Annotated in this window: 17 protein-coding genes; 11 read left to right on the plus strand and 6 right to left on the minus strand. The window is 62.5% G+C overall.

Annotation, left to right across the window (positions count from 1 at the left end):
- Positions 1–114: 114 nt before the first annotated feature.
- The gene (locus DCO57_RS09425) at positions 115–771 is read left to right on the plus strand and encodes an SGNH/GDSL hydrolase family protein (RefSeq protein ID WP_116698622.1); all 657 of its coding nucleotides are present in this window, start codon (positions 115–117) and stop codon (positions 769–771) included.
- A 27-nt stretch (positions 772–798) separates the two neighbouring features.
- Here DCO57_RS09425 and DCO57_RS09430 read toward each other — a convergent pair whose 3' ends face one another.
- Positions 799–1,053 carry a DUF1674 domain-containing protein gene (locus tag DCO57_RS09430; protein ID WP_116698623.1) on the minus strand — a complete coding sequence of 85 codons (255 nt, stop codon included), beginning with the start codon at positions 1,051–1,053 and terminating at the stop codon, positions 799–801.
- Positions 1,054–1,208: 155 nt separating this feature from the next.
- On the opposite strand from DCO57_RS09430, the gene htpX reads away from it, so the two are divergent.
- The 4 genes from htpX (at position 1,209) to purH (ending at position 7,315) form a co-directional block, all read left to right on the plus strand.
- Complete coding sequence (gene htpX, locus DCO57_RS09435; RefSeq protein ID WP_116698624.1) at positions 1,209–2,171, plus strand: zinc metalloprotease HtpX; 963 nt, start codon at positions 1,209–1,211, stop codon at positions 2,169–2,171.
- A gap of 171 nt (positions 2,172–2,342) precedes the next feature.
- Positions 2,343–3,719 carry a transcription antitermination factor NusB gene (locus DCO57_RS09440; RefSeq protein WP_116698625.1) on the plus strand — a complete coding sequence of 459 codons (1,377 nt, stop codon included), beginning with the start codon at positions 2,343–2,345 and terminating at the stop codon, positions 3,717–3,719.
- Positions 3,720–3,847: 128 nt separating this feature from the next.
- Entirely contained in the window at positions 3,848–5,617 is a 1,770-nt protein-coding gene (locus tag DCO57_RS09445) for a heparinase II/III family protein (protein WP_208977867.1), read from the plus strand.
- A gap of 81 nt (positions 5,618–5,698) precedes the next feature.
- Positions 5,699–7,315 carry a bifunctional phosphoribosylaminoimidazolecarboxamide formyltransferase/IMP cyclohydrolase gene (purH, locus tag DCO57_RS09450; protein ID WP_116698627.1) on the plus strand — a complete coding sequence of 539 codons (1,617 nt, stop codon included), beginning with the start codon at positions 5,699–5,701 and terminating at the stop codon, positions 7,313–7,315.
- Between the two features lie 77 nt (positions 7,316–7,392).
- On the opposite strand, the gene DCO57_RS09455 is transcribed toward purH, so the two are convergent.
- Together DCO57_RS09455 and DCO57_RS09460 are read right to left on the minus strand one after the other, a co-directional pair.
- The gene (locus DCO57_RS09455; RefSeq protein ID WP_116698628.1) at positions 7,393–8,772 is read right to left on the minus strand and encodes an MFS transporter; all 1,380 of its coding nucleotides are present in this window, start codon (positions 8,770–8,772) and stop codon (positions 7,393–7,395) included.
- Positions 8,773–8,907: 135 nt separating this feature from the next.
- Complete coding sequence (locus tag DCO57_RS09460; protein ID WP_116698629.1) at positions 8,908–13,719, minus strand: NAD-glutamate dehydrogenase; 4,812 nt, start codon at positions 13,717–13,719, stop codon at positions 8,908–8,910.
- Between the two features lie 96 nt (positions 13,720–13,815).
- Between DCO57_RS09460 and DCO57_RS09465 the strand changes: the two genes are divergently transcribed.
- The 4 genes from DCO57_RS09465 (at position 13,816) to DCO57_RS09480 (ending at position 17,130) form a co-directional block, all read left to right on the plus strand.
- Complete coding sequence (locus DCO57_RS09465) at positions 13,816–14,382, plus strand: peroxidase-related enzyme (RefSeq protein ID WP_116698630.1); 567 nt, start codon at positions 13,816–13,818, stop codon at positions 14,380–14,382.
- A gap of 84 nt (positions 14,383–14,466) precedes the next feature.
- Complete coding sequence (gene argC / locus DCO57_RS09470) at positions 14,467–15,417, plus strand: N-acetyl-gamma-glutamyl-phosphate reductase (RefSeq protein ID WP_116698631.1); 951 nt, start codon at positions 14,467–14,469, stop codon at positions 15,415–15,417.
- A 38-nt stretch (positions 15,418–15,455) separates the two neighbouring features.
- Entirely contained in the window at positions 15,456–16,061 is a 606-nt protein-coding gene (leuD, locus tag DCO57_RS09475; RefSeq protein WP_116698632.1) for a 3-isopropylmalate dehydratase small subunit, read from the plus strand.
- 181 nt (positions 16,062–16,242) lie between these two features.
- Positions 16,243–17,130, plus strand: coding sequence for a protein-methionine-sulfoxide reductase heme-binding subunit MsrQ (locus DCO57_RS09480; RefSeq protein ID WP_116698633.1), 888 nt, complete (start codon positions 16,243–16,245; stop codon positions 17,128–17,130).
- Between the two features lie 49 nt (positions 17,131–17,179).
- Here the strand turns inward: DCO57_RS09480 and DCO57_RS09485 are convergent, their stop codons facing one another.
- Positions 17,180–17,644 (minus strand): cyclic nucleotide-binding domain-containing protein, encoded by a 465-nt coding sequence (locus tag DCO57_RS09485; RefSeq protein ID WP_208977869.1) that lies wholly within the window; start codon positions 17,642–17,644, stop codon positions 17,180–17,182.
- Positions 17,645–17,711: 67 nt separating this feature from the next.
- Positions 17,712–18,395, minus strand: a complete 684-nt coding sequence (locus DCO57_RS09490) for a response regulator transcription factor (RefSeq protein WP_116698635.1) — start codon at positions 18,393–18,395, stop codon at positions 17,712–17,714.
- Positions 18,396–18,590: 195 nt separating this feature from the next.
- Here DCO57_RS09490 and DCO57_RS09495 point away from each other — a divergent pair, with 195 nt between their 5' ends.
- Positions 18,591–19,130, plus strand: a complete 540-nt coding sequence (locus DCO57_RS09495) for a L,D-transpeptidase family protein (RefSeq protein WP_116698636.1) — start codon at positions 18,591–18,593, stop codon at positions 19,128–19,130.
- 18 nt (positions 19,131–19,148) lie between these two features.
- Here DCO57_RS09495 and DCO57_RS09500 read toward each other — a convergent pair whose 3' ends face one another.
- Positions 19,149–19,628: a hypothetical protein gene (locus tag DCO57_RS09500; RefSeq protein WP_133192649.1), complete on the minus strand. Its 480-nt coding sequence runs from the start codon at positions 19,626–19,628 to the stop codon at positions 19,149–19,151.
- Positions 19,629–19,797: 169 nt separating this feature from the next.
- Between DCO57_RS09500 and DCO57_RS09505 the strand changes: the two genes are divergently transcribed.
- Positions 19,798–20,685 (plus strand): neutral zinc metallopeptidase, encoded by an 888-nt coding sequence (locus DCO57_RS09505; RefSeq protein WP_116698638.1) that lies wholly within the window; start codon positions 19,798–19,800, stop codon positions 20,683–20,685.
- The last annotated feature ends 154 nt before the right edge of the window (positions 20,686–20,839 follow it).

The following is a 20,839-nucleotide window of genomic DNA, read 5'->3' on the forward strand; positions in this document are numbered from 1 at the left end:
ATCGCCTCCTTGGTAAATCTCTTATTAACCAAGCAGAAATGTGTGCGGTTCTTTCCGGCAATTGTCCGGAGTCCGGACCTTGTTTCAGGGTTTTGTGCGAAAAGAAGGTTTCTCATGCCGGAAGGAAAAGATCCCGTTTCCGTCGTCTGTTTCGGCGATTCCCTCACCTGGGGGTTCAATCCGGCCGACAGGTCCCGCTACGGCCACGACATCCGCTGGACACGGCGGATGCAGAGGGACCTCGGGCCGGGGTTCTACGTGCTGGAGGAAGGCGTCAACGGACGCACCACGGTCCATGAGGATCCGGTGATGGGCGACCGGAACGGGCTGGCGCATCTGGGAACCGTGCGCCGTACCCACATGCCGATCGACATCCTGATCATCATGCTGGGAACGAACGATCTGAAGACACGGTTTTCCGGAAATGCGGAAACCATTGCCACCTCCATGGGCCGCCTGCTGGATTTCGCCCGCCGGCCGACCGACGACGTGGAAGGCCGGGCCCCGAAAGTACTGCTCATGTCACCGCCGCCACTCGGCCCCCTGGCGGGAACGCCCTTCGCGGCGCAGTTCGACGACAGGAGCTACAGGGAATCCTACCGGCTCGCCGCCTGTTACCGGGACAAGGCGGCGGAATACGGCGCGGCGTTTTTCGATACGGGCACGGTCATCGCGGCCAGCCGGCTCGACGCCGTCCATTTCGATGCCGAACCGCAGGCGGATCTGGCGAAAGCGGTTGCGGCGGAAGTCCGTAAACTGGCGGAGTCCTGAGCCGGCTGGCCGGTTCATGCCGGACGGTCAGAAATCGACGGTCAGGCCCTTGATTTCCCAGTCGTCATAGCGCGTCGGCTCCAGTCCGCCGCGGCCGTTGACCTCCTCCGGCAGGGCCTGCTGTTTCGCATCGATCAGTCTGCGCCGTTCCTCGGCTTCGCGCAGGGCACGCTGGGCCGCCGGGGGCAGGTCCTCGAAGTTTCTTTTCGCAGGAGCTGCGGTCTCCACCTTCAGGGAAGGGACTTCGGTCGATGAATAGGAAGGGGTGGGTTTTTCTGTCATCGGTCTGTTCGTCTTCAACGTTATGTTTTGTCAGGTCTATATAGGGCAATCTTGCCAAGAATGGCAGCAATCCCCATCTTTGACTCCGAGACAGGCGTTTCGGACGCCTTCCCTCCTTATGTTGAAACCGGAACAGGAAACGGATCACAGCGGCGATGAACTACGTTCGCACAGCAATGCTTCTGGCGGCAATGACCGCCCTCTTCATGGGGATCGGCTTCATGATCGGCGGCCAGTCGGGCATGATGATTGCCCTGGCGGTGGCGGCTGCCATGAACCTGTTCAGCTACTGGAACGCCGACAAGATGGTCCTGCGCATGCATCATGCGCGGGAGGTCGACGAGCGCAGCGCGCCTGACTATTACCGTCTGGTCCAGGGGCTGGCGCGCAATGCCGGCCTGCCGATGCCCAAGGTCTATGTCATCGACAATCCGCAGCCCAATGCCTTCGCCACCGGCCGGAATCCGCAGAATGCGGCGGTGGCGGCGACCACGGGCCTCCTGAACAGGCTCACCCGGGAGGAAGTCGCCGGGGTCATGGCGCATGAACTTGCCCATGTGAAGAACCACGACACGCTGATCATGACAATCACGGCGACCATCGCCGGGGCGATTTCCATGCTGGCCAATTTCGCCTTCTTCTTCGGTGGAAACCGCAACAATCAACTCGGTATTGTCGGGGTCATCCTGATGATGATCGTTGCGCCGATGGCGGCGATGGTCGTGCAGATGGCCATTTCCCGGACGCGGGAATATGCGGCCGACCGGATGGGCGCGCAGATCTGCGGCGAGCCCCTGTGGCTGGCATCCGCGCTGGGCAAGATCGCGCAGGGTGTGGAACATATCCACAATCCCGACGCGGAAGCCAATCCGGCAACGGCGCATATGTTCATCATGAACCCGCTGTCGGGCGAACGCATGGACAATCTGTTCTCCACGCACCCCGATACCCAGAACCGCATCAATGAACTGCGCAAGCTTGCGGCGGCCGGACTGGGGTCCGGTGGCCGGGCCGGTGTCGGCGGCGGATTTTCCTCCGGTTCGTCCGGTCCCTGGGGAAGCGCCAGCGGGCCTGTCCGGTCCGGCGGCACAAGCCGGCCGAAGGGGCCGTGGGGATAACATTCCGCCTGCGTGATGTGTCCGGATCGGGCGACTTTTCTGATTTGTATCGCTTTCACATCAACGCGGGTTGATCTAGAATGCACTCATTGCGCCGCAGCCGGACGACCGGTCTGCGGCGCTTGGTTTTCATGCAGGTCCGGCCGTCCGGACCGCGATTAGGACAGCCGCTTGAAAAGTACGTCGAAAAGATCCCCCGGGCCCGCCGGGCAACCCGATCAGGAGAGAGCCGACACTCCCGGATTTGCGGCCCGCAAGGTGGCCGCGGATATTCTCGGGAATGTTGTTCATAAAAAGCGGACGCTGGACGGAGAGTTCGATGCTGCCTCCGGTCATTCGGGGCTGCGTGCGCTGGCCGGCAACGATCGTGCGCTGGTGCGGGCGATCCTGGGCGCGGCCCTGCGCCATCGCGGCGAAATTTCGGAAATCCTCGACCGGCTGCTCGACCGGGGCATACCGGAAAAGACCGGCCGGGTGCTGGATATCCTGCATGTGGCCATCGCGCAGATGCTTTATCTCGACATTCCGGACCGGGCTGCCGTTTCGCTGGCGGTCGATCATGCCGGGGCGGATCGCCGCGCACGGCCCTACAAGGGACTTGTCAACGGCGTGCTGCGGCGCCTGGGCCGGGAACGCGAAGAGGCCACGGCGGATATCGACGCGGACGTCGTGAACACGCCGGACTGGCTCCGGCAAAGCTGGCAGGCGGCCTATGGGGCGGAAACAGCCCGGGAGATCGCAAGAGCGCATCAGGGCGAGGCAGCCCTGGACCTGACGGTGAAATCGGACCCCGAAGGCTGGGCGAAAAGGCTCGGCGGCCGTGTGGTCGGTGTCGGCAGTGTCCGCCTGTCGAAAAAAGGACCGGTAGAGGCCCTTGATGGGTTTGACGAAGGGGCATGGTGGATTCAGGACGCGGCCGCCGCGCTGCCTGCACGTCTTCTCGGCGACGTCCGCGGTCTCAGGGTCGCCGATCTTTGCGCCGCGCCCGGAGGCAAGACGGCACAGCTCGCAGCGGCCGGGGCCGAAGTGACGGCAATCGATATTTCCGGCGGGCGGCTCAAGCGGCTGGAAGAAAACATGACCCGTCTGGGCCTGAGCGTTCGCACGGTCGTTTCGGATCTCAGGAAGTTCACGCCGGATGAGCCGTTCGATGCGGTGCTGCTCGATGCGCCCTGCGGTGCGACGGGCACGATCCGTCGTCATCCGGACCTTCCCTGGATCAAGCAGGCCTACGACATCGAGAAACTGGGCGAAATCCAGCGCGATCTGCTGGACCGGACCGTCGACTGGGTCAGGCCGGGCGGGGTTCTCGTCTATTGCACCTGTTCGCTGGAGCCGGAAGAGGGTGAAACGCAGGCGCAGGCGTTTCTCGAGCGCCATGCGGGGCGGATGCAGCTTGAACCGATCGACGCCGCAGAGGTTGGCGGTCTCGGCCATCTGCTTGCGCAGAGCGGCTATCTGCGCTGTCTGCCGTGCCACAATGCGGGGGCAGATGATGACACCAGGGGCATGGACGGGTTTTTCGCTGCGAGATTCAGGCGACTTTAACGCGGCATAAAGGGTTCACTTGCATTGTTAATTTAAATGAAATGCTAACCTTAATGCCTTGTTTTCAAATTACGCAGGCGGAGACATCCCATAATCACGCATGAGCCATCAGTTGCGGGGATGGTTTGGTGAATATCGCAAGCCTCAACGAAAGAAGCCGTATCTGGCGTCTTGTGGCACTGCATGTTTGGCAACGTTCCCTTAAATGGATGCATGGCGGACCGATCTTCCGCATGCAGCCGTTTTCGGCCGTGCCTGCGCGCCTGCTTCTGGCACCGCAGGATCTGCGCACCGCCGATGCAACCAATGCTGCCGACATTTATGGCGGGCGGTTCCTGTTTTCCGGTCATCTGGTCGAAACACAGGGCAGGTCTCCCTTCGAGCTTGAGGCGGCGCATGAGGACTGGCAGCGTGAACTGCATGCCTTCGGCTGGCTGCGCGACCTGCGCGCCGCCGACAGCAACATCGCCCGGCAGAACGCCCGCGCCCTGGTCGAGGACTGGATCCGCTATTGCGGCCGCAGGCACCCGATCGGCTGGGAGGCCTCCGTTGTCACGCGGAGGGTCCTGTCCTGGCTGGCCCATTCGCCCTTCATTCTCCAGGACGGCGATCACGAATTCTACCGTGGCTTCGTCAAGTCACTCGCCCGGCAGATCCGTTATCTGCGCCAGACCATCAACGAAACGGAAGATGGCGTCGAACGGCTGCACGCCGCGCTGGCCATCGCGTCGGCCTGTATTTCCATGGCGGGTCAGGGCCGGTTTGCCCGGCAGAGCATCCGGCGCCTCGAACACGAGCTGAACCGCCAGATTCTGCCGGATGGCGGGCATATCTCGCGCAACCCGCGCGCGCTTCTCGACATTCTCGCCGATCTTCTGCCGATCCGGCAGGCTTTCGTCGCCCAGGGCCTGGAGATGCCGCCGGCCATGCTGCAATCCGTGGACAGGATGATGCCGCTCGTGCGGTTCTTCCGGCATGGCGACGGCGCCCTGGCCCATTTCAACGGCATGGGGTCCACGCCGGGTGATCTCGTGGCGACGATCCTGGCCTATGACGACGCACGGGGCGCACCGCCTCTCAACGCGCCGCATTCCGGCTATCAGCGGCTGAGCGGCGGGGATTCCGTTGTTCTGGTCGATACGGGGCCGGCGCCCGCTCCCGGTGTCTCCGGCGATGCCCATGCGGGATGTCTGTCCTTCGAGTTTTCCTCCGGACAGAACCGGCTTGTCGTGAATTGCGGCGTGTCGCCGAAATCCAATCCGTTGTGGCGCAAGGTGAGCCGGTCGACCGCTGCCCATTCCACCGCGACCATCGAAGACACGTCCTCCTGTCACTTTCTGTCCGAAAAGCCGTTCGGTCACCTGCTGGGGGCGCCGATCCTTTCCGGGCCGGTCACGGTTCCGGTCGAACGTGAGGACGACAGGGCCGGCAGCCGCATCATTGCCTCCCATGACGGCTACGCGGCGTCCTTCCGTGTGGTGCACCAGCGGGACCTGCGCCTGGCGGGCGACGGCACGGTGCTGGACGGCATCGACACATTCTCCGCGGTCGGTTCCGTCGATCCAGAGCACCGTTACGCGATCCGCTTTCATTTGCATCCGGGGGTGCGCGCATCGCTCATTCGCGGCGGAACGGCGATCCTGCTTGTGTGCCGCGACGGCGAAGCCTGGGAATTCGATGCCCATGGCAGCGAGCCGCTTCTGGAGGAAAGCATCTATCTGTCGGATGTCTACGGCCACCGGAAAACCGAACAGATCGTCATCGCGGGCTCCGTGCTGGAGGAGCCGTCCGTCGGATGGCAGTTCCGCAAAACGGCTGCAGCCCGGCTGAGCCGGCGCGGGACCAGCGAGTTCGACGAAACGGGCGAGTTGCCGCTTCCGGAACCGGACCCGTCCTGACATCTATGATCTTCCGATTTGCCTGAAGACGTGTTAGGGCGACCATTCTTCCCGGATGCTCCCCTATCGCGAGGCAAATTCATGGCCATTGTGTCCAAAGCCGTTCCCGTTCCCGACCTGGTTCCCGTCAGGCGGGCCCTTCTTTCCGTCTACGACAAGACGGGTCTTGTCGACTTCGCCCGTGCCCTCGCGGAGAGGGGCGTCGAGCTGGTGTCCACCGGGGGCTCCCACAAGGCCCTGAAAGAGGCCGGTCTCGCGGTTCTCGATATTTCCGAAGTCACGGAATTTCCCGAAATCATGGATGGCCGGGTAAAGACCCTGCATCCGATGGTCCACGGCGGGCTTCTCGCCATTCGCGACGATGAGGACCATCAGGCCGCCATGGCGGCACATGGGATTACCGGCATCGATCTTTTCTGCGGCAATCTCTATCCCTTCGAGGAGGTCGTGGCTTCCGGTGCCGACTATGCCGCGGGCATCGAGAACATCGATATCGGCGGGCCGGCCATGACACGGGCCGCCGCGAAGAACCACGCCTATGTCACGGTCGTCACCGACCCGGCGGACTACGGCACGGTGATCGCCGAGCTGGATGCCCATGAGGGACAGGCGCCGCTTGCCCTGCGCAAGAAACTGGCACTGAAGGCCTTCGCGCGCACGGCGGCCTATGACGCGGCAGTTTCCAACTGGATGGCCGATCAGCTCGACGAGGCCACTCCCGCCCACCGGGCGGTCGGCGGGGCGCTGGCCGAGGTCATGCGCTACGGCGAAAACCCGCACCAGACGGCGGGCTTCTACAAGACCGGCGAAAAACGCCCGGGCGTGGCTACCGCCCGGCAGCTTCAGGGCAAGACGCTTTCCTACAACAACATCAACGACACGGATGCCGCCTTCGAACTGGTCAGCGAGTTCGACCCGGCGCGCACCAGCGCGGTCGCCATCATCAAGCACGCCAATCCCTGCGGCGTCGCGGAAGGGGCGAGCCTGAAGGACGCCTACGAGAAGGCACTCCGCTGCGATCCGGTCTCTGCCTTCGGCGGGATCGTCGCACTCAACGGCACTCTGGACGCGGCGGCGGCGGAAGAAATCGTCAAGACCTTCACCGAGGTCATCATCGCTCCCGACGCCGAGGATGCGGCGCGCGAGATCATCGCGGCGAAGAAGAATCTCCGGCTGCTGGTCACCGGCGGGCTTGCCGATGCCCGGGCCAGGGGGCTCTTCGTCAAATCCGTCGCCGGTGGCCTTCTGGTCCAGTCGCGCGACAACGGCGTGGTTGACGATCTCGATCTGAAGGTGGTCACGAAGCGCGCGCCGAGCGAAAGGGAACTTTCGGATCTGAAGTTCGCTTTCCGGGTGGCCAAGCACGTGAAGTCCAATGCCATCGTCTATGCCCGGGACGGGGCGACGGTCGGTGTCGGCGCCGGCCAGATGAGCCGGGTGGATTCCGCCCGCATTGCCGCCCGCAAGGCACTGGACGCGACCGAGGCCGCCGGTCTGGCCGAGCCGCTCACCAAAGGCTGCGTGGTGGCATCCGATGCGTTTTTCCCGTTCGCGGACGGACTTCTGTCCGCGGCCGAGGCCGGGGCGACCGCCGTCATCCAGCCGGGCGGCTCCATGCGCGACGATGAGGTTATTGCAGCGGCTGACGAAGCCGGGCTTGCCATGGTCCTGACGGGCATGCGCCATTTCCGCCACTGATCGGATCGACAGGGAAACGCGCCGGTGCCATCGCCGGCGTGTTTTCGTTTCGCTTCCGTCCTTCCCGTTCCTGAAACTTATCCGCTGCGGTCTTCCTTCACCAGAAGCAGCAGCGTCAATCCCACGGCGAAGAACACAAGAATGACCGACATGCCGGCCGGCTGGCTGGCGGTGAGTGCGGTGACCACGCCGACTGCCAGGGGCGCCAGAAAGCTGGTCACCTTGCCGGAGAGGGCCAGCAGGCCGAAATACTGGGTCATGTGCTCACGCGGCGCGAGACGGATCAGCAGGCTGCGGCAGCAGGCCTGCAGGGGACCGGCAACCGCGCCGATCGCGGCGCCCAGCCCAATGAACACCTGTTCGGGCAGCGATGCGAACAGGGCGCCCTCCGGTGCCGCCTTCGTGGTGATCACGAAGAATACCGTGGTGCTGTCGATGGAGATCATGCCGAGACCGCAGATCATCAGCACGACCAGGGAAAACAGGATGACCGGACGGGCGCCGAACCTGTCGTCCATCGGCCCGCCGAGAATCAGCCCGGCGACGCCGAAGATGGTCAGGATGATCCCGAAGGTGCCGATTTCGATGGATCCCCAGCCGAGCTGGCCGGCCGCGTAAATGCCGCCGAAAGCAAACAGCGCCACCAGGCCGTCCTTGAAGATCATGTTGGCGAGCAGGAACAGGAAAATATTCCGGTTGGCGCGGGCGCTGGCCAGGTTTGCGGCGAGATCGCGCAGGCCCTTGCGGATTGCCGGACCCAGCCTGGCCTGACGGGGCACATCGGGCACGAAGAGGAACATTGGCAGCACGAAGACCAGGTACCAGAGCGCGGAGAAGGGCCCGACGGCCCGGTCGCCCTCCCGGGTTGCCGCATCCAGTCCCAGCACCGGTTTTAATCCCAGAAGTGTCTTGCCGGTTTCCGGGCTGGCGGCGAAGAAGCCGAGCGCGGTCACCAGGGTGATCAGGCCGCTCGCATAGCCCATGGCCCAGCCGAAACTCGACAGGCGTCCGATCCGGGCAGGCGGCACGAGTGCCGGCATCATGGCATTGTTGAAGACCGTCGCGATCTCGACGCAGAGCGTGCCGATGGCAAAGGCCGTCAGTGCGATGGCGATGCCGTCGGGGCTGCCGGGCGCGGCATACCAGAAGGCCCAGCAGCAGAGGAGAAAGGGAACCGAAAAGACGGTTATCCAGCGTTTGCGGTCGCCGGTGGCGTCGGCGACGGAGCCGAGCACCGGCGCCAGAAGCGCAATGCACAGTCCGGCGGCGGCGGTGGCAAAGCCCCACAACGACTGCCCTTGCGCCGGGGTGGCTGCCAGTGTCGATGCGAAATAGGGGGCAAAGACGAATGTGGTGATCAGCGTGAAAAAAGGCTGGGCCGCCCAGTCGAAAAGCGCCCAGGACAGGATTGCGCGCCGGTCCGGTCTTGCTGGAAAAGCGTCTGAGGCGATTGTCATACGAGTTTCAATCCCAGGGGGTTCTTCAATGTTCCGGACAAGTTGTCTCCGATCTTTCCCCGGCCGCTGCCGGGCTGAAGAAAAGGCCGGCAGCGGGGCTGTCGGCCTTTTCGACTCATTTACGGCTGTGTCCCGTCAGGCGTGAGAGTAGATTTCCGACAGCAGGCTGGCTGCGACGGAGAACTTGGAAACGCTCAGGCCGCCATCCAGCATTTCGGTAACCGCTCGCTGGCGGCGGCTGACCTCGACTTTATGCTCTTCAAGCCAGGTGGCGAAGCCGCCGCATCTGATCGCCTCGATGGCAAGCGCGCGGTGGGCGGAGACCAGGGTGGCCCGCGCCCTGTCGAGGGCGAGACCGTCGTAATAGTCCTGGACCTTGAGTTCGTTGGCCAGTTCGTGCATGGCGCCGATGCGGAAATGATGGCCGATCTGGAAATAGGCCGTGGCGGCGGTGCCCAGATCGGCGTCGGTCTCCTCCGAGACGATGACGATATCCGGAATCGTGCGCTCCGCGGGCAGCCAGGCAATCCGCCTGGCCAGAGGCTCCGGGACGCCCTGGCCGATGAAATCCTCCATCCTGCCGTTCAGGAAGGCGGCCTGTTCCTCGGGGAGCAGGCTTTCCAGCCGGTCCCTCAGGGCGGTGATGCCGGAGCCGAAGCGGTCGACGACGGCGGACAGGCCCTTTTCGAAGGAGACATTGCGCTTGAACCAGACGACGCGTTCCAGAAGGAGTGTCTGTACCTCCAGATAGAGATCGAGCTGGAGGGCGCCATCGATCCGGTTGTCGAGCGCGTCGATCGCCGTATTGAGGTCGGTGAGGTCGAAACTGTTGCGTACGGCAACGAAGCTCTGGGCGATATCCGTCGGCGTCGCCCCGGTCTGGTCCATCAGCCGGGTGAGGAAGGTCGCCCCGCCCCGGTTGATCATCGAGTTCGCCAGCATGGTGGCGATGATCTCGCGGCGCAGCCGGTGGCCGTTGATCTCGTCCTGATACGTGGTGGCCATCTGGTCCGGGAAGTAGCGGAACAGTTCCCGGGCGAGATAATCGTCATCGGGCACCGAGCTTTCCAGCAGGGCATCGTAGAAGGTGAGTTTGGCGTAGGCCAGCAGGACACCGAGTTCGGCGCGGGTCAGCAACTGGCCGGCCTTGCGCATTTCCGCGAGCGTCGCCTCGTCGGGCAGCTGCTCCACCGCGCGGTCGAGCAGCCCCGCCTGTTCCAGCTGGCGCATCATGCGGACCTGATAACCGAAATCCTCCATGCCGCGAAGCTGGGTCATGGAGATCGCCAGGGTCTGGAGGTAGTTGTTTCGCAGAACCAGCTCGGCGACTTCATCGGTCATCCTGGCGAGCAGCTGGTTGCGCTGCTTGAGCGTCAGCTTGCCGGACTTGACCGCGGCGCCGAGGGCGATCTTGATATTGACCTCCATGTCCGAGGAATTCACCCCGGCGGAGTTGTCGATCGCATCGGAGTTGCAGCGCCCACCGTTTCTGTTGAACTCGATGCGGGCAAGCTGCGTGAGGCCGAGATTGGCCCCTTCGCCGATGACCTTCGCACCGACTTCGGCAGCGGTGATGCGGATCGGGTCGTTGGCCCGGTCGCCGGCTTCGGCGTCTGTCTGGTCGGTCGAGCGGATATAGGTGCCGATGCCGCCGAACCAGAGCAGATCCACATTCAGCCTGAGGATCGCCATCATGACTTCCTGCGGCGTGGCGCTGGATCTCTTGAGGTTCAGAAGCGCCTTGATTTCCGGAGTCAGGGGAATGGATTTCAGCTGCCGCGAGAAGATGCCGCCGCCTTTGGACAGCAGTTCGGTGTTGTAGTCCTTCCAGGACGAGCGGCCCATGTCGAAGAGGCGTTTGCGCTCTTCCCAGGTCGTGGCCGGGTCGGGATCGGGATCAATGAAGATATCCCGGTGGTCGAAGGCGGCCAGGAGCCTCGTGGTCTTCGACAGCAGCATGCCGTTGCCGAAGACGTCGCCGGACATGTCGCCGACGCCGGCGGCGGTGAAGGGTTCGCTCTGGATGTCCCGGTTCATCTCCCGGAAGTGGCGCTTGACCGCTTCCCAGGCGCCGCGTGCGGTGATGCCCATCTTCTTGTGGTCATAGCCGGCAGAGCCGCCGGAGGCGAAGGCGTCCCCGAGCCAGAAGTGCCGGCTTTCCGAAATGCTGTTGGCGGTGTCGGAGAAGCTGGCGGTGCCCTTGTCCGCGGCGACGACGAGATAGGGATCGTCGTCGTCGAACCGCTGCACCCGTTCCGGAGGCAGGACCTTGTCCTCGTCAAGGTTGTCGGTCACGTCGAGAAGGGCGTTGATGAAGATCTTGTAGCTCTCGGTGCCTTCCTTGAACCAGGCATCCCGGTCGCTCATCGGCGGCAGCTGTTTGGGAACGAAGCCGCCTTTCGCACCGACCGGAACGATGACGGCGTTCTTCACCTGTTGCGCCTTGACGAGGCCGAGTACCTCGGTGCGGAAATCCTGCGGACGGTCGGACCAGCGCAGGCCGCCGCGCGCCACCTTGCCGAAGCGCAGGTGAACCCCTTCGATGCGGGGGCTGTAGACGAATATCTCGCGGAAAGGACGGGGCTGCGGCAGATCGTCGATCTGGCGGCTGTCGATCTTGAAGGCGAAGGTCTGTTTGGGCTGCCCCTCACTGTCGAGCTGATAGAAATTCGTGCGCAGGATCGATTCGATGGTGTTCTGGAAGCGCCGCAGGATGCGGTCGTCGTCGAGGCTCGAAACGTCTTCCAGATCGGCGGTGAGTTCGCCCTGAAGGCGCTGGGTGCCGAGATCGCGGTCCTTTTCGGTCACATCCGGATTGAAGCGCAAATGGAACATTTCCACCAGTTTGGCGGCAATGGCCGGATAATTGTTGAGGGTCGACCACATGTAGTCTTCGGAGAAGGGGATGCCTGTCTGGCGCAGGTATTTCGACAGGGACCGGACCACGGCGACATCCCGCCAGGCGAGATCCGCGGTGAGAACCAGACGGTTGTAGCCGTCATCCTCGGCCATGCCGGTCCAGACCGCCAGGAACATGGCTTCCAGACGCGACTGAAGCTGTTCGGTAAGGTCGAAGTCTTCCCCGGTTCGCGTTTCGAGGGTCATCTCGTGCAGATAGGACAGCGGTGCATCCGCCGGGGTGATCCGGTAGGTGCGTTCGTTGATCACCCTGAATCCCATGTTTTCCAGAAGCGGGACGCGGGCGGACAGCGGGATGGGAGATCCGCGGTGATAGACCTTCAGGGCCAGCCGGTTGTCCAGCGAGCCGTCAGGCCGGTGGAAGGTGATGGTGGTCTCGGTCCGTTCGGACAGGGTTTCCAGCTTGACGATGTCGAACAGCGCGTTCTGCGCGTTGTAGACTTCCTTGTAGCCGCCGTGGAAGGAGAGGGCGTAGCGGTCGGCGAGCTTGCGCGCCGGGGCCGGGGCGAATTTCGTCCTGAGCGCGTCGCGCACGCTGTCCGACCAGGTGCGGACCATTTCGGCGACTGCCGCTTCCAGATCCTCCTGGTCCGGCTTGGGTGTTTCTCCCTTGTCGCGTCCGATGATGTAATGAACCCGCGCCAGCGGGCCTTCCAGATAGGTCACATACCAGGCGGATACACGTCCCTCGTAGATGGATGCGAGATAGGTGCCGACGTTCAGGCGAACTTCCGTCGTGTAGCGGTCACGCGGAATGAAGACGAGGATGGAGACATAGCGGTCGAACTTGTCCGGCCGGGAGAGCACGCGGATGCGCGGGCGTTCGTCGAGCTGGAGGATGGCGATGGAAAAATCGAACAGGCGGTCGCGGTCAATCTGGAACAGTTCGTCGCGCGGATAGGCTTCCAGAACGTTGCGCAGCGCGCGCCCGGAATGGCTTTCCGAATCGTAGCCCGCCCGCGCCAGGACGCTGGCCACCTTGCGGCGCAGGAACGGAATGGTGCTGGTCGGTTCGGTATAGGCGGTGGAGGCGAACAGGCCGACAATACGCAGCTCGCCGATCATGTTGCCGTCGTCGTCGTAGAGCTTGGCGCCGACGTAATCCATGTGGACTCGGCGGTGCACATTGCTCTTCACGTTCGCCTTGGCGATGATGAGCGGCTCGGGCTTTTTCAGGAATTCGCGGATTTCCGGCGTGATCTGCACGAATTCGCTGCCGCGGCGCAGCACCCTGACATCCGGATCGGCCAGGAGGCCCAGTCCCGTGCCGTCATGGGGCGACAGCTCGCCTTCTTCCACGCCGCCCTCGAACTTGTATTCGCGCATGCCGAGGAAGATGAAATTGTCGTTTTCCATCCACTCGAGAAAGTGAATCGCCTCCCACAGCTCGTCGCTGCTGCCGAGAATCTGTGTTGTCTTGTAGGTGTCGATCGCTTCCGCGAGGCGTTCCTGCATCGGCTTGAAGTCGGTGACCACGGCACGGACGTTGGTGAGCACCCTGTCCATCCGCTCCTTCAAGTCGTTCCGTTCCTTTTCGGAATCGACGCGTGTCACGTGAATGTGGATCAGGCTTTCCTGACGATCCTTGCGCTTCGGCGGTTTCTTGCGGCCGACTGCGGTGTTGAGCTTGCCGTCGTCCTGGCGATCCACAATGAAGATCGGGTGCAGGACCAGATGGACTTCCAGCTTGCTTTCCTGCAGCTCGTCCATCACCGATTCGACCAGAAAGGGCATGTTGTCGTTGACGATCTCGATGACCGTCAGGCTGCCGGCCTTGCCGCCCTTTGCCGTGAAGGACGGATCGGAAACGGAGACCCTGTGCGTCCCGAGTTCATGGGTCTGGAAATCCTGCCAGGCATCGCGGGCAAAGCCCTTCAGCTCCTCGGAACTGTAGGTGACGAGATCTTCCGCCGCGCCCCGGTCGTAGAAGGCGCGGGCGAATTCGGCAAGATCAGGGTCTTCCTTGCTCAGGCCTGCGTGGACCGCGTCGATAAGTTTGAGTTTCTCGACGTCGTGTTTGTCCGGCATAATCATCCCCCCTTAGGCGATCTTATGGTTGGCTCGGTCGCATGGTAGTCTTGTTTATTGTAGCGATATAGAAGCTATCATGACGGGAGGAATAAATTGTTAAGCAAAGTCACAGCCTTGCAAATAGAGTCCCGCGAGGCTCCAAGCGAGAAGACAAAGGCGTATTTCGACCTTTGCCAGGAAAAACTGGGAATGGTCCCGAATGTACTCAAGGCCTATTCCTTCGATGAAACGAAACTGCGTGCCTTCACCGACATGTACAACGAGCTCATGCTGGCCGACTCCGGTCTGACAAAGCTTGAACGTGAAATGATTGCTGTTGCGGTATCTTCCGTCAATCACTGTTTTTATTGCCTGGCCGCCCATGGCGCGGCGGTGCGGGAACTGTCGGGAGATCCGATTCTGGGTGAAATGATGGTAATGAACTACCGCGCGGCTGATCTGAGCACCCGCCAGCGAGCAATGCTCGACTTCGCCGTCAAGCTGACCCAGAGTCCGGCGGAGATCGTCGAAAGTGACCGACAGGTTCTCAGGGACGTCGGCTTTAGCGATCGGGACATCTGGGATATCTCCTCGGTCGCGGCGTTTTTCAACATGACCAACCGGGTGGCGGCCGGGACGGACATGCGGCCGAATGATGAGTATCATTCAAGAGCCCGTTGAGCTCACGGCACGCGCGCAAGCGGTGACAAGCCCGGGAATTGAGTGTATGACGCTTCGACTTTAAAACGAGGAGAGGAGCCGGCGATGGTTGCGCGCGTGTTCATAGATGGTGAAGCCGGAACGACGGGTCTGCAGATCCGCGAACGCCTTGCCATGCGCCGCGACCTGGAGCTGGTCTCCATTCCCGAGGAAAGCCGGAAGGATCCGGCGGCGCGGGCGGACTATCTCAACAGCGCGGATGTCGCCATTCTCTGCCTGCCGGATGCGGCTGCGAAGGAAAGCGTCGCGCTGATCGAAAACGACACCACGCGGGTGATCGATGCCTCCAGCGCCCATCGGGTTGCCGAAGGCTGGGCTTACGGATTCGCCGAAATGGATGCGGATCAGGGCGATATCATCGCGGCAGCCATGCGGGTCGCCAATCCGGGCTGCTGGCCGCAGGGCCTGATCGCCGCGGTCCGTCCGCTCGTTTCCGCCGGGCTGCTGCCGGCGGGATTTGCAACGACCTATCACGGCATTTCCGGGTATTCCGGAGGCGGCAAGACCATGATTGCGGATTACGAACTCCGCGGTCCCGGCGCCAGTGCCTTTGCGCCCTACGGACTTGCCTTCAATCACAAGCATCTGCCGGAAATGAGTGAATATGCGCTGCTGGAGGCGGCTCCGCTGTTCACGCCGTCGGTCGGCAATTATTACAAGGGCATGCTCACTGTCCTGCCGCTGAATCTTGCGGGTCTCGACAGGGTGCCGACGGGCGAGGAGCTTCACGCGGCTCTGGCCGATCACTATGCCGGCTGTGCCGGCGGTTTTGTCGAAGTCGCCCCGCTGGAGGCGGTGGACCGGGCGGAGTTCCTCGATCCGCAGGCGCTCAACGACACCAATTGCCTGCGCCTGCATGTCTTCGCCAATGACGACCGGGCCCAGGCGGCGATCCTTGCGGTCTACGACAATCTGGGCAAGGGCGCATCCGGCGCGGCCGTCCAGAACCTCAACCTGATGCTCGGCGTCGATCAGGCCACAAGCCTGACCGCCTGAGTCCATCTTCGCTTTCAGGCCTTTCAGGAGACACAATCATGGAAAAATTCGAAACCCTGACCGGGGTCGCGGCACCGATGCCGATCGTCAACATCGATACGGACATGATCATCCCGAAGCAGTTTCTGAAGACAATCAAGCGGACCGGTCTGGGATCCGCCCTGTTTCACGAGATGCGCACCAATGACGACGGGTCGGAAAACCCGGATTTCGTGCTGAACAAGCCGGCCTACCGCAACGCCAAGATCCTGATCGCCGGCGACAATTTCGGCTGCGGATCGTCGCGTGAACACGCGCCATGGGCCCTTCTGGACTTCGGCATCCGTTGCGTGATCTCCACGTCCTTTGCCGATATTTTCTACAACAACTGCTTCAAGAACGGCATTCTGCCGATCCAGGTGTCCGAAGACGAGCTGGATTCCCTGATGCAGGCCTCCGAACGCGGCGCCAACTTCACGCTGACCATCGATCTGGAAAACCAGGAAATCCAGGGACTGGAAAGCGGCGACATCCCCTTCAAGATCGACCAGTTCCGCAAGCATTGCCTGATGAACGGTCTCGACGACATCGGTCTGACGATGGCCAAGGCCGAGCAGATCGAAAGCTTCGAGGGCAAGCTGGGCGATAGCCGCCCCTGGGTGTGAGGCGGTTCAGGACCTGCACCCTCCTCTTGTTCCGTGCTGTCCCGGCTTCCGGCCGGGACATGCCATGAGCTTCCGGTTCGGGATCAGGACCGGCTGCCCGGATTCACCCGTGGGCCTTTCTTCACACAGGCTTGAAAAGCTGTGCAGTGAAAGACGCGGGGCAACGGGTTAGATCCGGACCATGGCATCGAGTTTCAACACATATCCTGCGCTCCGGCACTACGTGCCCTGGACCGACCGGCGCGGACATCTGTCCGTCCTGCGGCTTTGCGTCTTTGTTCTGCTGCTGTTGCCGGCCGGGTGGATCTTTTTCGATCTGGCGTTCGGTCCGGTCTATCCGGAGCCCTACGAACAGGCGCTGCATGAGAGCGGTACCTGGGCGGTGCGGTTTCTTCTGCTGACCCTTGCGGTCACGCCCGTCAGGCGGATCTTCCGCTGGAACAGGATCGCCGGCATCCGGCGCATGACCGGGGTATCGGTCCTTGCCTATGCGCTCCTGCATGTGGGCCTTTACGCTGCTTCGGAACACTGGAATCTCGGCAAGGTCGTCTCGGAGATCTTTCTCCGGTTCTACCTGATCGTCGGATTTGCCGCTCTCGCCGGCCTGGCGGTGCTGGGGGCAACGTCCTTCGACAGTGCCGTCCGGCGGCTGGGGGCGGCCTGGAACAGGCTCCACCTCCTGGTCTATCCGGTGGCTGTGCTTGCCCTGTTTCATTTCTTCCTGCAGTCGAAGTCGGACGTGACCGAGGCGACGCTGATGGCCGGGGTCTTCGCGCTGCTGATGATCTACCGGCTGGTGGGAAAGGCGGGCCTGCCGCTGTCGAACTGGCTTGTGCTCGCCGCCTGCGCGCTGCTGGGTGCGGCCGCGACCGCTGCAGTCGAATATGCCTGGTACGCGCTAGCCACGGGCATTCCCGCCGACCGGGTCTTTCAGGCGAATTTCAATGTGGCCACCGCTCTGCGTCCCTCTGTCTGGGTCGCTATCTGCGGCCTCGGCGTCAGCGCGGCCGCGTTGCTTCAGGGTCTTGGCAAATATGCCGGCAGCAGGCTGCGCCTGAAAAAGGCGTGAGGCCTTCGCGGAACGCTGTCGCATTTGCGGCCGGGAAGGTCGCGCGGGTTCAGGACTGGGTTTCGTCGTTGCGCCGGCGCCGTTCGGCGTTGAGCTGTTCCAGCTCCGCCATCTTTTCGCCGATGGGACGAAGCGCGGTGACTGTCTGCCGAAAGCGGGCGGCATGGACATCCAGAAGCCGCTGGGCAAGTTCCGGATATTCCTGGATCATGCGTTTGAAGAGGGCCCGGCGGATGCGGATGATGCTCACCGGGCCAACGGCTTCGGCGCGGCAGGGGCGCTTGTTTTCGGCAAGAAGCGCGGTTTCGCCCAGAAGGGTTCCCTCGCCGACCCGGTCGACTTCCTCGTATCCGTCCTTGCCCCGTTTCTGCAGGCTGACCGTGCCGCCGGTGATCACCAGACCACCGTCGGCCCGTTCGCCCTCGTCGAACAGGCGCTGGCCGGATCCGTAATCCATGCTTTCGGCACTGAAGGCGAGCAGACGGAGCTGATCGTCGGAAAAGTCCGAAAGCATCGGGATTTGTTTGAGAATCGCTATGTCTTGGGCAAGGCTCATGCCCCAGATTTACGATGAATATCTGCTAGGGCACAAGCTTATATCCACCGGCTTCTGTCACCAGGAGTTCGGCGTTGGACGGATCGCGTTCGATTTTCTGCCTGAGACGGTAAATGTGGGTTTCCAGCGTGTGGGTGGTGACGCCGGAATTATAGCCCCAGACCTCATGCAAAAGCACATCGCGGGTCACCGGTTTTTCCCCGGCGCGGTAGAGGAACTTGAGAATGGAGGTTTCCTTTTCCGTCAGGCGCACCTTGGAGCCGGAGTCGTCCTGCATGATCTTCGCGGCCGGCCGGAAGGAATAACGGCCGATGGCGAATGTGGCGTCCTCGCTCTGCTCGTGCTGGCGCAGATGCGCCCGCACCCGGGCGAGCAGAACCGCGAACTTGAACGGTTTGGTGACATAGTCGTTGGCGCCCGCTTCCAGGCCGAGAATCGTGTCGCTGTCGCCGTCATGACCGGTCAGCATGATGATCGGCGACTTGAACCCGTTCTTGCGCAGCAGCTTGACGGCTTCGCGGCCGTCGATGTCCGGCAGTCCGACGTCCATCAGCAGAAGATCGACATGCTCGTCCTTCGCAAGGGCAATGCCCGAGCTGGCCGAATCCGCCTGGATGGTCTCGAACTCTTCATAAAGGGAAAGCTGTTCAACCAGCGCCTCGCGCAGTTCGGTATCGTCATCGATAATCAAGATTGTGCGGGCGGTCATTGTCGCGGTCCTCGCCAAATGCTCTGCAGTATTGATCACGCCGAATTGTGTGAATGACACAAGCGTGTTCCTGCCTCTATGTGCGCGTGAAATTCTCGCCGTACAAGCATTGCTTCGTCAATTCTTCTTCACGCGGGGTTTAGGGAGGGTTTATCAATGCCTTCTGCTGCAAGCGGAAAACCTGGCGGGGAGCCCATGGAACAACGACAGAAAACGGTGGATTGCCTTGTGGTCCGGGCCTTGCCGCACGACCGGAGAAAGGGATTCCTCCGTCTCGGAGGGATCACGGTTCCGTGTGCGCTTGGCCGTTCAGGCATCGTGATCCGAAAAAAAGAAGGCGACGGGGGCACCCCTGCGGGTCGCTTCGCACTGCTTCATGTCTATTACCGGCCCGATCGTCTCCGGTTGCCTGCAACGGGTTTGCCGGTCGAACGGCTGACACCGGACAAGGGCTGGTGCGACGATCCCGGGCATGCCCGCTACAATCGGCCCGTCGCGCTGCCCTTTCAGGCCAGTCATGAAAAAATGTGGCGCGAGGACAGACTCTACGACATCGTCGTGGTTCTCGACTGCAATCTTTTTCCCGCAGTGAAGGGAAAGGGAAGCGCCATCTTCTTTCATGTGGCGCGGGAGGGATACAGTCCGACGGAAGGTTGCGTCGCGGTCGCGCCGCATCACATGTTGCAGATCCTGTCCAGGGTCGGTCCGGGGACGGACATGCTGATCCGCACCTGACAGGCCTGCCGCCACCCCCTACTGGGAAATCTGCGGCCGGTAGATCGTGAAGGAACCGCTGACACGGACAGTTGTCCTGTCGCTGCCTTCCTCGAGATCCGCCGTTCTGACGTGGAAGCGGTTGCGCTGGACGTTGAAATTGTCGTTGACATTGCTTTCCAGGAAGGTGGCGAGACCATTGGCATCGATACTTTCCAGAATTGCGGTGTGACGCGGCGCGCCCCGTGTCTGGCTGTTTTCACTCCAGCTGCCATCGGCGGTTTCGGTCCTGACGGCGACGCGAAAATTGGAAAACTGGAAAATGTCTCCCGGCCGGGCGCTGGACAGCTGTTCCACGACGCGTCCCCAGTGATAGGTCGCCGAGGGCTTGTGAAAGCCGACACTGCGAAAACCGTTGTCGACCAGCGTCCAGCACTGGCCATTGCCTTCCACCTTCCCCATCCGCTGGGTCGCGAAGGCGATCAAACGGCTGGCCTGTTGTTCCGTGACATCAGACATTTCCATCATCCTTTCTAATGTCTGACGAGACTGCTCCCATCCGGGCGCGGCGGCTGTAACCGGCATCACATCCGTGCCGATTTCTGTTGCCGGGCGGCGTCTTTTGCGGTGTGTTGTCCCCGAGGTCTGCTATTCATGCATCAGATCGAACGGACGGACTGGAAAAGACATGCGCTGGAAAGGCCGCCGCGGCAGCAGCAACATCGAAGACAGGCGCAGCGCGGGCCCGCGCATGCGGATGCCGTCCGGCCGCCGGGCACGCACCGGTGGCGGACTGGGTCTGACCGGCATCGTGGTCGTTGCCGGGATCGCCTGGTTCCTGGGCATCAATCCGCTGACGCTGCTGGGACAGCTGGAAGGCGGCGGCTATGACGTGCCGTCAGGCCGGAGCCAGGCGCCGCGGTCCGCGGCGGACGACGAGACGGCGCAATTCGTCTCCGTCGTCCTTGCCGATACCGAAAACACCTGGGGTCAGCTGCTCGACCGGCACGGCACCGATTATCCGGAGCCGACGCTCGTGCTGTTTTCCGGCTCGGTGCCCTCCGCCTGCGGCTACGCCAGTTCGGCCACGGGACCCTTCTATTGCGGGGCGGACAGCAAGCTCTATATCGACCTGTCCTTCTATCAGGAACTCGCCACGCAGCTGAACGCCCCGGGCGACTTCGCCCAGGCCTATGTGCTGGCTCACGAGGTCGGCCATCACATCCAGAACGTGCTCGGCATTCTGCCGCAGTTCCACAAGGCCAAACGGACCATGAGCAAGGCGGAGGGCAATGCGTTGTCCGTCCGGGTGGAGCTGCAGGCGGACTGTTTTGCCGGAATCTGGGCCCATTACGCCGCCCGGCAGAAGGGGTTCGTGGAAGAAGGGGACATTGACGAGGCGCTGAATGCGGCAAGCCGGATCGGCGACGACACGCTGCAGCGCCAGGCGCAGGGGTATGTGGTCCCGGAAAGCTTCAACCACGGCACATCGGCGCAGCGCGCCGGATGGTTCAGGAAAGGGTTCCAGTCAGGCCGGATCGCCGCCTGCGATACCTTCAGCGCGGAAAGCCTGTGAAACCCTGCGGGTTTTCCTGCAATGCCGGGGCGGACCGGTGCCCGGAAATCCGGAAACGGTCCCACTGGTAATTTCCGGTGTTTTCCGCCATATAAGGGCGATCGCCCGACAGTGTGCGGGCCCGCTATCCAGCAACAACCCCAGGAACGAAGTG

The sequence above is a fragment of the Labrenzia sp. 011 genome (assembly GCF_003075075.1).
In the GTDB taxonomy this organism is placed as follows: Bacteria; Pseudomonadota; Alphaproteobacteria; order Rhizobiales; family Stappiaceae; genus Roseibium.

Coding starts and splice junctions, on each gene's coding strand:
- DCO57_RS09425 (WP_116698622.1), top strand. CDS start 115: ATGCCGGAAGGAAAAGATCCCGTTTCCGTCGTCTGTTTCGGCGATTCC.
- DCO57_RS09430 (WP_116698623.1), bottom strand. CDS start 1,053: ATGACAGAAAAACCCACCCCTTCCTATTCATCGACCGAAGTCCCTTCC.
- htpX (WP_116698624.1), top strand. CDS start 1,209: ATGAACTACGTTCGCACAGCAATGCTTCTGGCGGCAATGACCGCCCTC.
- purH (WP_116698627.1), top strand. CDS start 5,699: ATGGCCATTGTGTCCAAAGCCGTTCCCGTTCCCGACCTGGTTCCCGTC.
- DCO57_RS09455 (WP_116698628.1), bottom strand. CDS start 8,772: ATGACAATCGCCTCAGACGCTTTTCCAGCAAGACCGGACCGGCGCGCA.
- DCO57_RS09460 (WP_116698629.1), bottom strand. CDS start 13,719: ATGCCGGACAAACACGACGTCGAGAAACTCAAACTTATCGACGCGGTC.
- argC (WP_116698631.1), top strand. CDS start 14,467: ATGGTTGCGCGCGTGTTCATAGATGGTGAAGCCGGAACGACGGGTCTG.
- leuD (WP_116698632.1), top strand. CDS start 15,456: ATGGAAAAATTCGAAACCCTGACCGGGGTCGCGGCACCGATGCCGATC.
- DCO57_RS09480 (WP_116698633.1), top strand. CDS start 16,243: ATGGCATCGAGTTTCAACACATATCCTGCGCTCCGGCACTACGTGCCC.
- DCO57_RS09485 (WP_208977869.1), bottom strand. CDS start 17,644: ATGCTTTCGGACTTTTCCGACGATCAGCTCCGTCTGCTCGCCTTCAGT.
- DCO57_RS09490 (WP_116698635.1), bottom strand. CDS start 18,395: ATGACCGCCCGCACAATCTTGATTATCGATGACGATACCGAACTGCGC.
- DCO57_RS09495 (WP_116698636.1), top strand. CDS start 18,591: ATGGAACAACGACAGAAAACGGTGGATTGCCTTGTGGTCCGGGCCTTG.
- DCO57_RS09500 (WP_133192649.1), bottom strand. CDS start 19,628: ATGTCTGATGTCACGGAACAACAGGCCAGCCGTTTGATCGCCTTCGCG.
- DCO57_RS09505 (WP_116698638.1), top strand. CDS start 19,798: ATGCGCTGGAAAGGCCGCCGCGGCAGCAGCAACATCGAAGACAGGCGC.